The following is an 11,790-nucleotide window of genomic DNA, read 5'->3' as shown; positions in this document are numbered from 1 at the left end:
ATAAACAAAATTGAGTATAGCAAAATAGGGGGGGAATGCAAGGAGAATGAACGGCTTTTTTTGCTTTGTCCAGCAACGCTTCATACTTTAGACATATTAAGGAGTAGCAACAAGATCTTCATCGTTCCTTCATTAAAATATCATCCATAAGAAAAACGTCTATCGACGTACTTTCTCAGAAGACAGACCGCGGTTAAAGGAAGTTTTTCTTGCGATTATAGAATTGTTCAGCTTCGCTGAAAATTTATAAATTCTATAATCTTAAAAAAAGAGCTGCATCAGCAGCCCAATTCATCAACATATATTGCTCATTAAAACGCCATTTTATAAAGCGGCAGCAGCGACTCAAACGTCTCCTGCACCTTTTGCACCAGCTCGTCCCCTTCAAGCTTGACGGCTTCCTCGCGCGGGATGCGCAGTCCGCACATCACCTCTGCCTTTTTTACCTGCTTCAGCTTCTCAATCAGACGCGTGAAATCTTCCTCGCTCATATCCTGATGAGGGGTGCCGGACGGGTTCATGTGATCCATGGACCAGTAGAAATTCTTGGGCAGCGCCTTTGCTGTTTTCTTCAGCTTGGCTTCCAGATTGCTGGCAAACACGGTCTTATTGGGACTTTCATAAATAATCGCGAAGATGACAAATAGATGGGTTCCGAACATGCCTACCTCAAAATGAGGCAGTGCTTTGTACCCGCGTTTGCTGGCAGCCCAAGCGACCCAAGTGTCAATGGGAGGATTGACAGTGCGTCTTGCATGCTTGGCGACATGCACAAACATCTCTTCCCCAGCCAAGACAGATACATAGGGGGCGAGCTCAGCCCCTAGAGCCTCCAGCTTGGGTCTTACCCGTTCAATGAGAACCTCCATACGGGCCTCAAGCCCGGGAACGGAGAATACGTCGAAATCTTGATCTGTAAATCCGGTAACCGTCATGGATGTGATGGCCTCCCTGTTGTAGATGATATCGTTGCTAAACTCGGTTTTTGGATAACTTATTATACCATAAGGTGAATGGACATCACGCATTACCCAGAAAAGCTTCACCGTATGTTCATGTGGGCTAAAAATAGTCAATAAACCAAGTTACCGTTACATAAGATGGAGTATAAGATATAGATAAGACAACATCAAAAGCAGCCATGGGGGAAATCTTCACCGCCGTTTAATGATCGGTAGTAAACCGGAGGAGGGAGTGCCGTGAATAAGAGCGAGGAAGTGGAGTATTGCAACCTGGAGCTCCGGTTTGATCGCCGGCATATCCAGGACCTAATCAAGGAATTGATCCAGGAAGGATATTCGCTTTATTGGAGCGAGAATGATACGCAGTTTGTCATTTCAATCCGAACAGGTCGCAAGCTGGTAAAGCTGCGGTTTCAACGAACAGGAAGCGGTTTTAAACTAGTAGGCGATTATATGATCCGTGATCCCAAACTCGCGGAATGGATGGAGAAATTGATCGAGAATACCCGTGGCCATGCTGTCGTTAAACGTTTCAAGGACCGGCAAATATTGATCGAGAATATTTTGTTCGGTGAGGTCATAAGGCTCGTGGAAATATCCGGTTACCGGCAGCGGGTGCTGTTTCAGAAGGGGACGCCGATGACGGAGCAGGAAATGCTGCGGTTGTTTGAATCGGATGAAGGGGAACAGCGACTGCTGCTGTCCAGACTGGAAACCGACGATGAGCTTGAGAAGCTCCATGCGGCGCTGCAAGAGGGGAACGAAGACAAAATTTTGGCTTGCAAGCAAAGACTCCGTGAGCTTTCCTTGGAGCTGATGAGGCTGGAGTGGTAACTACTTCAATCCGGATACAAGTTTAAAGCACGAACAACACTCCGAAACAGAAGGGGTGTTTTCGCGCGTGTTCTGATTTTGTGACAGGGGTTCACTTGTCAAATGAAAAACGTTAATATAAGATTATTGCAAATCATCTCGGATAGGGATGGGTTGTTTAAAAATATATTGGAGCAAAGGATGGAGAACCAGATGTCAAAACAACAAATCGGTGTGATTGGCCTTGCTGTAATGGGAAAAAACCTGGCCCTGAACATCGAAAGCAAAGGCTTCACCGTTTCTGTATATAACCGCTCTCCGCAAAAAACGGAAGATATGCTGAAGGAAACCGAAGGCAAGCAAGTGAAGGGGACATTCTCAATCGAAGAATTCGTGGATTCCCTTGAGACTCCTCGTAAAATCCTGATCATGGTACAAGCGGGACAAGCTACCGATGCTACGATTGAACAGCTGATTCCACATTTGGACAAAGGCGATATCATCATCGATGGCGGTAACGCTTATTTCCCTGATACACAGCGCCGCAGCAAAGAACTGGCTGAAAAAGGCTTTAACTTTATCGGTGCTGGGGTTTCCGGCGGCGAAGAAGGCGCGTTGAAAGGCCCATCGATCATGCCTGGCGGACAAGAAAGTGCCTACAAGCTGGTTGAGCCTATTTTGACAGCCATCTCCGCTAAAGTTAACGAAGAGCCTTGCTGTACATATATCGGACCAGACGGTGCCGGCCATTATGTAAAAATGGTTCACAACGGTATCGAGTATGGCGATATGCAGCTTATTTGCGAAGCTTACCAATTGCTGAAGGACGTACTCGGCCTTGATGCGAAGGATCTGCACGGAATCTTCACTGAGTGGAACCAAGGCGAACTCGATAGTTACCTGATTGAGATTACGGCTGACATTTTCTCCAAATATGACGAAGAAACCGGCAAGCCGATGGTAGACGTGATTCTGGATACGGCGGGTCAAAAAGGAACAGGTAAATGGACAAGCCAAAGCTCCCTGGATCTGGGCGTGCCGCTGTCCATGATCACCGAATCCGTATTCTCCCGTTTCCTGTCCGCGATGAAAGAAGAGCGTGTGGCAGCAAGCAAAATCCTGAATGGTCCCAAAGCAGCTGCATTTGACGGCGACAAAGCCGAGTTCATTGAAAATGTGCGCAAAGCGCTGTTTGCAAGCAAAATCGTATCCTACGCTCAAGGCTTTGCACAGCTTCGCGTGGCATCCGATGAGTACGGCTGGAACCTGCAATACGGCAACCTCGCTAAAATTTGGCGCGGCGGCTGCATTATCCGTTCCCGTTTCTTGCAGAACATCACGGATGCATATGAGAACAATCCTGAGCTGAAGAACCTGCTGCTGGATCCGTTCTTTACCAATATTATTGAATCCTATCAAGATGCATGGCGTAAGGTTGTTGCTTCCGCAGTATCCTTGGGCATCCCGGTTCCTGGGTTCTCCAGCGCGCTTGCATACTACGATAGCTATCGCACCGCAAACCTGCCAGCGAACCTGCTGCAGGCTCAGCGTGACTACTTTGGAGCTCACACGTTTAAACGTGTGGACAAAGAAGGAACCTTCCACTATAACTGGATGGATTAATTCTGCTCTATTTATGGCAGCATGAATACCATCCTCCCTGGATGGATTAATTCTGCTCTTTTACGGGAGTATGAATGCCATTCCCCCTGGATGGATCAATTTCACTCCCGGATGTAGGATGAATTCCGTTCGTCGGAGGAGAAGCCGGAGATTCAACCGTGCGGGCTTGAGAAGGGGAGTGCGCCTCCGCCAGCTCAGGGAGTCCGTGCATGGCTTCTAAGAGACAGGTGCGGATGTCGTGGTTCTTCGTATGGATGTGGTTTCCGCTTCCGAGCAAGAGCAGCGCGGCTTCGCAATAACTGTTGTAATTTTGCAGCAAACGTGGCTTTGAAAGATCCAGCAGTGCAGGATCCTTCAGAGCCACTTTTTTTTGGACAAAATGAAGCACCCAGATCACATCTTCACGGCATAGCGGGTAGGATGGGTCGAGGATCCGGCGGATGCGCTTGGCAGCCGAAGAGAGGCCGGTTGGACGAAAAGACATAATGGATTTCACTCCTTTCTTCTAATCTTGTATTCTTGTAATTAGTATATGACAATAGGGAACCAGATAGACTCGATAAAATTGGAGCATTACTTGGGGTTACTCGCATAACAGCAACATAACAGCAATTTAGAGAGTTAGGTCCATTGTCGAAAGATTTGGGGCTGTGGTATGATATGAGCAACCTTTACAGTGAAGCAGCAAATGGGGGGTCAAATTGGATAAGATAGGTAAGAACATTATTCTGATCGGGATGATGGGCACGGGCAAGTCAACCGTAGGGCGTCTTCTGGCAGAAACGCTCGGCTACACCCTGATCGATCTGGATGCTGAAATTGAGAGGATGGAAGGCAGAACGATTCCCGAGATGTTTGAAGCGGGTGGAGAGCCGTATTTTCGTGAGGCTGAGTCTGTCGCACTGCGCAGCGTGTTGCAACGGAAAGGCATTGTTGTAGCGTCCGGCGGAGGGGCTGTGCTTCGTTCCGAAAATTGTGACCAGATGAAACGTGATGGCTGGGTCGTTGCTCTAACAGCGGATGCTGCCAGTATCGTCGAACGGGTACGGGGTGATGCCAATCGGCCGCTGCTTGCGGGCGATGTCGAAGATAGAGTTCGGCGTATCTTGGATGAACGAAAGGACAAATACCTGTTTGCGGATGTCATAGTGGATACGGTTGGCCGATCTGCAGGCGAAGTGGCGACTGACATTTTAACGCATTACCGCGGCTAAGATGGTCAGCGAACGGCTTTGGAATGATGATTTTGCAGTATCTATGGGTGAATCTGGGGATCGCTTTCGGATTGGAATAAGCAAAAAAAGGCGGGGATAACGATCATCCCTCACCTTCCATAGCTGGTTTATTCTTCATCGTCATGCCACTGAAGCATGCCGCCCTTCATGTTGATTACATTAATCAAGCCTTGGTGATTCAAAAATTCGCATACGTGTTGACTCCGTCCGCCGCTGCGGCAGATGAAGACGACATCTTGATCGCGCGGAATTTCGTCCAGGCGACTCGGGATCTCGCCCATAGGAATATGCTTGGCACCGCTGATCATGCCGGTGGCAACTTCCTCATCCTCGCGGACATCAATCATGTATACATTTTCGCCGTTTTGAAGCCGGCTTCTAAGCTCCGATGTTTCCATTTGAGGGATCGGTTTCATCATAATAGACCTCTTTTCTGATAATAAATGATTAAGATCGTAACGATCTGAATTTCCAGTTCACATGAACTATGATAACCAAGCGGTTCTTTCCCTGTCAATTTATCCTAAGGGAGATTTCAAGGCTGGTTTATCGTAACATAATATATACAAGGAGAGATACATACGATGGATGTAATCGTCAAACCTACGCCTATACTAAACGGAGAGATTGGAGCGTTATCCTCCAAGAACTATACAACCCGTTACCTGCTGGTGGCTGCACTTGCGGGAGGAACGAGCACGATCTATTACCCAGCTCATAGCGAGGATAGCGATGCCATGAGACGCTGTATCCGGGATCTCGGAGCCGTGATCGAGGAGGACGAGGAGAAGGCGGTTATTACGGGCTTTGGCAAATCGCCCCGGGATGTGAAGGAGCTGAATGTCGGTAATGCCGGTGCCGTATTGCGCTTCCTGATGGGCGTCACGGCATTATCTAAAGAGGTTACTTTCGTCAATACCTATCCGGATTCACTGGGCAAACGTCCTCACGATGATCTCATTGAAACGCTTGGTCAATTGGGTGTGGAAGTGGAGCATAACGAAGGCAAACTGCCGATCACGATTCGTGGCGGTCAGCCTAAGGGCGGAAAGCTCACTGTTTCTGGCGAAGTGAGTTCGCAGTACTTAAGCGCATTGTTGTTCTTAACGCCACTGCTTGCTGAAGACAGCGAGATTACCGTTACCGGTGATTTGAAATCCAAGGTCGTTATCGGTCAGACCCTGGAAGTGCTGGAGCAGGCGGGCATTACCATTCATGCAGCGGACGATTATACATTCTTCCGGGTTCCTGGTGGTCAATCCTATGAAGCGAAGACCTATACGGTTCAAGGTGATTATCCGGGCTCTGCTGCCGTCCTGGCGGCGGCAGCGGTTACGCAGTCGGATGTAACCATCCGCAATCTGTCAGAGGACAGCAAGCAGGGAGAGCGGGCCATTATTGACGTCCTCCGGATGATGGAGGTTCCGCTCACACACGAGAACGGAAATGTCCATGTGCAGGGCAATCGTACCCTGAAAGCATTGGAATTTGACGGAGATGCAGCGACGGATGCGGTGCTTGCTATGGTAGCGGCAGCTGTGTTTGCGGAAGGGACCTCCCGATTCTACAATGTGGAGAATCTCCGCTATAAGGAATGCGACCGGATTACGGATTATTTGAACGAATTGCGCAAAGCCGGAGCCAACGTTGAGGAACGCCAGGCCGAGATCATCGTTCACGGCCGTCCGGAAGGCGTCGAAGGTGGCGTTGAGATCAATGCCCATTATGATCATCGGGTGATCATGGCCCTGACGGTGGTCGGGCTTCGCGCACATCAGCCGATCCGGATTAAGGACGCACATCATGTGGCCAAGTCGTACCCGCAATATTTTGATCACATGAAGGCGCTTGGAGCCAACGTGGAATGGGTAAAATAAAGGAATAGCCAAGCAACTCGTCTATTACGAATGGAGAGGTGGTCATGAAGCATGGCATTTGAGAATCCTACGCGCGAAGAAATCGCGGATATTTTGCGAAACGCAGGCAATATCGCTGTTGTCGGTCTGTCAGATCGGCCGGATCGTACATCCCATATGGTTTCTGCTGCGATGCAAAAGCGCGGGTACCGGATCATCCCGGTTAACCCTGGTGCAACCGAAATTCTCGGGGAGAAGAGTTATCCATCCCTGAAGGACATTCCGGAGCCGATCCATATCGTCAATGTGTTTAGACGAAGTGAATACTGTGCTGATGTGGCGCGGGAAGCTGCCGAGATTGGCGCCAAGGTGCTCTGGCTGCAGCAGGGAATTATCAGTGAAGAGGCGGCGGCCATCGCGGAGAAGAGCGGCATGATCGCCATCATGGACCGCTGCATTAAGGTGGAGGATTCCATCGCTTTGGGCGGACGTTAAGATTTAAATGGTGAATTGGAAGTATGGGCAAGCCTTATGTTGAAGCAGCCATGGCAGACTGGACACGATCCGGCTTGCCGAGGTATTGCTTGTGAGGCTTGCTTTTCTTTGTGGCATTTGCCCTGATTTCTTTTTGACAAAAACAGGCGCAGCGCTTACCATCAAGGATAGAAAGGAGGGCTCGCCTTGAATTGGTTGGGATCATTACAACAGCTGGGCAGAGCAGTTATGCTCCCTACAATGGCGCTTCCAGCGGCAGCTCTCCTGCTTAGCGTGGGAAGTCTGCCATGGTCGGCGTGGGGCTTCGGAACCTTGGGCGAGATTGCTCAGGCTGCGGGGCACGGCGTGTTTTATTACATGCCATATTTATTTGCCATTGGTGTCGCGTGGGGACTTTCGAATCAAGGAGGACCCGCAGGGCTTGCCGCTCTGGCTGGCATGTTTATCTATGATCAGGTTATATCCCGTCTGGGAGACGGGAGTGTACAGCCCTCGACCTTGATTGGTATTATTTTTGGGGTAATGTCCGGTTACGTTTACAACCGGTTCAAACATATTAAGCTTCCTGAAGCGATACAGTTTTTTGGTGGCTCCCGATTTGTACTTTTATTCATGGGATTGTTCTCTACGATATTTGCATGGGTCATGCTGGGGATGGCCCCCATTGTACAGCGCGGATTAGATTATTTTTATGATCTGACCGTACATATGGGGGCGTTCGGATTATTCCTTTACGGAATTTTGTACAGGGTGCTGACGGCATTCGGTCTGCATCACTTGTTGAATAACGTGTATTGGTTTCAGTTGGGGTCGTACGAGACGGAAGACGGTACCGTCGTTCAAGGGGATCTGCCCCGATTCTTCGCGGGTGATCCAACAGCAGGCGATTTCATGGCCGGGTTATTCCCGATTATGATGTTTGCTCTGCCGGCGATTGCATTTGCCATTATTCAAGAAGCACGTGAAGATTTGAAGCCGAAGGTAAAAAAAACGTTTATGCGGTCCGCGCTTGTCTGTTTTTTGACCGGGGTATCGGAGCAGATTGAATTCGCGTTCTTATTTGCGTCTCCTTATCTGTATGTGCTCCACGCCCTGATGGCCGGGTTCGCGATGGTGCTTACCTATGCATTTGATATCCATCACGGGTTTTCGTACTCGGCGGGATTTATCGATTACGTACTCAATTTTCACTTGTCGAAGAACGCCTGGATCATCATACCGATCGGGGCCGTATACGGCATCGTTTACTATTTTCTGTTCCGTTGGGCCATTCGCACCTTCGAAATCCCGACACCGGGGCGTGAAGAAGGTTCGGCGCTGGAAGGCCGGGCAGGAGACATCCCCTATCAGGCACCGCTTATTCTGGAGGCGCTTGGGGGAAAAGACAACATCGTTCAGGTCCAATCCTGCATGACGCGTCTTCGATTAACCGTATATAATGACCGCCAGATTGATTCGGACGCACTGAAATTGCTCGGTTCAGCCGGTATCATCAAGCTGGGCGGCGGTAACGTTCAGGTGGTGTTCGGGACGTATTCCGAGCTCATCCGCGAAGAGATAAATAAGCTGATGCAGCAAGATTTACCGCGTGTTCTGTTCAGCGCGCCCGTACAGGGACGCATGCTTCCGATTGACGAAGTGCCGGATGATATTTTTGCCGCCAAGCTTGTCGGCAACGGCGTGGCGTTCATTCCGGAAAAAGGGGAACTTGTATCCCCGGTTTACGGCACCGTGATGCATGTCTATCCGACGATGCATGCCATTGGCATTTCAACGCCGGATGGACTCGAGGTGTTGATTCATATCGGGATCGATACCTCTCAACTGAAAGGACCGTTTTCAGCTGTGGTAAGCGAAGGAGACACCGTTGAACCGGGGCAATTGCTGGTCAAGTTCGATCTGGCGTATTTAAAGACACATGCCGCATCACTGGCCACACCGATGGTGATCACGAATCCCGATAAAGTAAGATCTTGGAGCTTTGCTCCATTCAAGTCCGTTAAGAGAGGACAGTCATCTGTCATGTCCGTCGTATTAAATGAAAGTAATGCTGGGGGTAGAGAATCATGATACAAGGCATTGGCGCAGCAACAGGCATAGCGATCGGTAAGGCTTTCGTACTGCCGCATTGGGAGCTGGACCTTCCGGATTCCGAAATGGATGCTGTCGATTTAGCCAAAGAGTTCGAGCGCTTATATGAAGGCATACGAACCTCCAAGAATGAAATTGAATATATCAAGAACGAATTCAAGGAAATGGTGGGGCACGAGGAGTCGCAGATCTTTGATGCGCATCTGGCCATACTGGAGGATCCCGTATTCATGAACGAAATCCAAGGGATCATCGAGCGCCAGTACAAGGCTGCCGAGGTGGCGGTTAAAGAGGCGATCGATCATTTCGTTTCCATGTTCGATTTGCTGGACGACGAGTATATGAAGGAGCGGGCGCTGGATATTAAGGATGTTGGCAATCGGCTGCTTAAGCATCTTCTCGGTGCACCGGAAGTCAAGCTTCCGGCTGATACGCAGCCTTATATTCTGGTTGCGAAGGAGCTCTCTCCGTCTCAGCTCGTGCACCTTAATCCCTCCCACGTTCTTGGCATTGTGACAATGACGGGTGGCAAGACCTCTCATTCGGCGATTATGGCTCGCGCTCTTGGCATACCGCTGGTATCCGGGATTGAGAACAAGCTGGATCATCCGATCCAGACTGGACAGCATTTAGTTGTGGATGGAGATGAAGGCTTGCTGTATTTGGAGCCTGACACGCTGATCGTGGAGCGTTATGAAGGGATCCGAGAGCAACAATGGAAAAAGAAAGAGCAGCTGCAGCTCCTGGCGACGGTTGATGCGGTTACGAAGGATGGAACATACTTTAATCTGGCCGCGAATATGAACTCCGTTAAAGAAATGGAGATTGCACTGAAGAACGGGGCGCAGGGAGTCGGATTGTTCCGGACGGAATTCTTATATATGGATCGCCACAACTTTCCTTCGGAAGAAGAGCAGTTTGAAGTGTATAAGCTGGTTGCCGAGAACGCAGGTCAGGCTTCGGTTGTGATCCGTACGCTGGATATTGGCGGCGATAAGCAGCTGGATTATTTCGGGCTGCCGGAAGAAGAGAACCCCTTCCTGGGGTATCGCGCCATTCGTATCAGTCTGGATCGCACAGAACCGTTCCAGACCCAGCTGTCCGCTATTCTGAGAGCCAGCGCTTTCGGTAACGTCAAAATCATGTATCCGATGATATCCTCGGTAGAGGAAGTCAGGCAGGCTAATGCCGTGCTGCGGCGTGCGATGGCCGATTTGGACCAACGGGGCATTGCATACGATCCGAACATTAAGGTTGGCATCATGATTGAGGTACCGGCAGCAGTCACCATTTCGGATTTGTTGGCAGAGGAAACCGATTTCTTCAGTATCGGGACCAATGATCTGGTTCAGTATGTGCTGGCGGTGGATCGCATGAATGAACAGATCGCGCACATGTACCATCCGTTTCATCCTGCGGTTTTGCGCATGCTTCGGACGACGGTGGAGGCTGCGCATGAGGCAGGCATACCTGTCAGCGTGTGTGGAGAAATGGCAGGGGACGAGCGGGCGATTCCAATATGGCTGGAGCTTGGCGTTAAGGATCTAAGCATGTCTCCGCAATCCTTGCTTCGCGTGAAGCATCGCATCTTGAATACCAATGCGGCAGAAGCGAAGGGGGAGGCAGCGGATTGCTTCAAATTGCGTACCAGCGACGCTGTCGAAGAGCGCCTTAGCGCCTTTGCCGAACGCAGCAGTTATCTGAACGGAACGAACGGTACGGACAGCACGGCCTCTTAAAAGGCTTCTAGTAATGAGATAACGTTCCAATTTTTCATGTTTCTTTTTTGAGTGGACAAGCAATATTCACATAAAAAAACAGCTGCCTATCTCACCAGGAGCACTTCTTGGTGAAATGAGCGGCTGTTTTTGTGTGGTGCAGGGAGCTTTAGCCTTGCTGGGCCAGAGCATCGCAAAAGGCTTTGCCGTACGGCGGCAGATCCGGAGGACGGCGGGCGGAAATAATATGCCCATCGGTTACGACCGCTTCATCCTCCCAGATTGCACCGGCATTTTCCATATCGTCCCGGATTCCCGGTGTGGAAGTCACCGTAATGCCGTCCAGGATTTTTGCAGAGATGAGCACCCATCCGGCGTGGCAGATCTGTCCGATCGGCTTTTTGTCCGCATTCATCTCTTTAACGAGTTGCAGCACTTTATCATAACGGCGCAGTTTGTCCGGCGCCCAGCCGCCCGGAACGAGAATCCCATCATAATCCTCGCTGTTCAGCTCTTCAAACGAATACTCGGCTTGAGCGGGAACACCATATTTGCCTGTGTAAGTTTTTCCTTTTTCCAATCCGGCAAGATGGACTTCAGCCCCTTCTTCACGGACTCGGTAAACGGGATACCATAGTTCCAGATCCTCAAATTCTTCGTCTACAAGTGCTATCACTTTTTTTCCAGCCAATCTCATGATCCATTTAGCCCCTTTCTCTGCAGATTTCTTGATATATCCGTAACATGACCGAATATGTCTCTTAAGACTGTACTCATTGTAACAAATATGGACGGGGGTTTCATAGGAGTGACCAAAGAACAAACATTTGGAAACATATCTGGTAAATAAAGCATTATCACAAATTAGCAGGATTCTTTGGTATGATAGTCGAATAGAACTAGTTCAGGTGACAGATTTGTGACATAGGGCTGTTGGTATTAGATTACGTGATAGGATTTGGGGTGGGCATTTTGTTCAAAACCTGCAACTGCGGAC

General features: G+C 49.6%; 11 protein-coding genes. 7 read left to right on the top strand and 4 right to left on the bottom strand.

Annotation, left to right across the window (positions count from 1 at the left end; genetic code table 11):
• Window positions 1–311: 311 nt before the first annotated feature.
• Entirely contained in the window at window positions 312–935 is a 624-nt protein-coding gene (locus J7E85_RS32170; protein WP_076320695.1) for a DUF1054 domain-containing protein, read from the bottom strand.
• Window positions 936–1,199: 264 nt separating this feature from the next.
• On the opposite strand from J7E85_RS32170, the gene J7E85_RS32165 reads away from it, so the two are divergent.
• Both J7E85_RS32165 and gndA read left to right on the top strand, forming a co-directional pair.
• Window positions 1,200–1,796, top strand: coding sequence for a hypothetical protein (locus J7E85_RS32165; RefSeq protein WP_215164039.1), 597 nt, complete (start codon window positions 1,200–1,202; stop codon window positions 1,794–1,796).
• 192 nt (window positions 1,797–1,988) lie between these two features.
• On the top strand, window positions 1,989–3,398 hold the full coding sequence (gndA, locus tag J7E85_RS32160; RefSeq protein WP_202618894.1) for an NADP-dependent phosphogluconate dehydrogenase: 1,410 nt from the start codon (window positions 1,989–1,991) through the stop codon (window positions 3,396–3,398).
• A gap of 46 nt (window positions 3,399–3,444) precedes the next feature.
• Here the strand turns inward: gndA and J7E85_RS32155 are convergent, their stop codons facing one another.
• Window positions 3,445–3,882 carry a hypothetical protein gene (locus tag J7E85_RS32155; RefSeq protein WP_251036201.1) on the bottom strand — a complete coding sequence of 146 codons (438 nt, stop codon included), beginning with the start codon at window positions 3,880–3,882 and terminating at the stop codon, window positions 3,445–3,447.
• 217 nt (window positions 3,883–4,099) lie between these two features.
• Here J7E85_RS32155 and J7E85_RS32150 point away from each other — a divergent pair, with 217 nt between their 5' ends.
• On the top strand, window positions 4,100–4,612 hold the full coding sequence (locus J7E85_RS32150) for a shikimate kinase (RefSeq protein WP_285228865.1): 513 nt from the start codon (window positions 4,100–4,102) through the stop codon (window positions 4,610–4,612).
• A 128-nt stretch (window positions 4,613–4,740) separates the two neighbouring features.
• On the opposite strand, the gene J7E85_RS32145 is transcribed toward J7E85_RS32150, so the two are convergent.
• Window positions 4,741–5,049: a rhodanese-like domain-containing protein gene (locus J7E85_RS32145; protein ID WP_215164070.1), complete on the bottom strand. Its 309-nt coding sequence runs from the start codon at window positions 5,047–5,049 to the stop codon at window positions 4,741–4,743.
• Window positions 5,050–5,217: 168 nt separating this feature from the next.
• Between J7E85_RS32145 and aroA the strand changes: the two genes are divergently transcribed.
• From aroA to ptsP, 4 genes are all read left to right on the top strand, one after another.
• Window positions 5,218–6,510 carry a 3-phosphoshikimate 1-carboxyvinyltransferase gene (aroA, locus tag J7E85_RS32140; protein ID WP_215164038.1) on the top strand — a complete coding sequence of 431 codons (1,293 nt, stop codon included), beginning with the start codon at window positions 5,218–5,220 and terminating at the stop codon, window positions 6,508–6,510.
• 51 nt (window positions 6,511–6,561) lie between these two features.
• Entirely contained in the window at window positions 6,562–6,984 is a 423-nt protein-coding gene (locus J7E85_RS32135) for a CoA-binding protein (protein WP_100536072.1), read from the top strand.
• A 186-nt stretch (window positions 6,985–7,170) separates the two neighbouring features.
• On the top strand, window positions 7,171–9,054 hold the full coding sequence (locus tag J7E85_RS32130; RefSeq protein WP_215164037.1) for a glucose PTS transporter subunit IIA: 1,884 nt from the start codon (window positions 7,171–7,173) through the stop codon (window positions 9,052–9,054).
• Entirely contained in the window at window positions 9,051–10,814 is a 1,764-nt protein-coding gene (gene ptsP, locus J7E85_RS32125) for a phosphoenolpyruvate--protein phosphotransferase (protein ID WP_215164036.1), read from the top strand. The genes J7E85_RS32130 and ptsP overlap by 4 nt, the downstream gene beginning before the upstream one ends.
• Window positions 10,815–10,962: 148 nt before the next feature.
• Here the strand turns inward: ptsP and J7E85_RS32120 are convergent, their stop codons facing one another.
• A complete protein-coding gene (locus J7E85_RS32120) occupies window positions 10,963–11,490 on the bottom strand; it encodes a type 1 glutamine amidotransferase domain-containing protein (RefSeq protein ID WP_215164035.1) in 528 nt (175 codons plus the stop codon).
• Window positions 11,491–11,790 lie beyond the last annotated feature (300 nt).

The organism is Paenibacillus sp. ISL-20, assembly GCF_018613005.1.
In the GTDB taxonomy this organism is placed as follows: domain Bacteria; phylum Bacillota; class Bacilli; order Paenibacillales; family Paenibacillaceae; genus Paenibacillus_AQ.
Note: the sequence above shows the minus strand (reverse complement) of the source record. Positions and strands in the feature narration are given on the sequence as shown.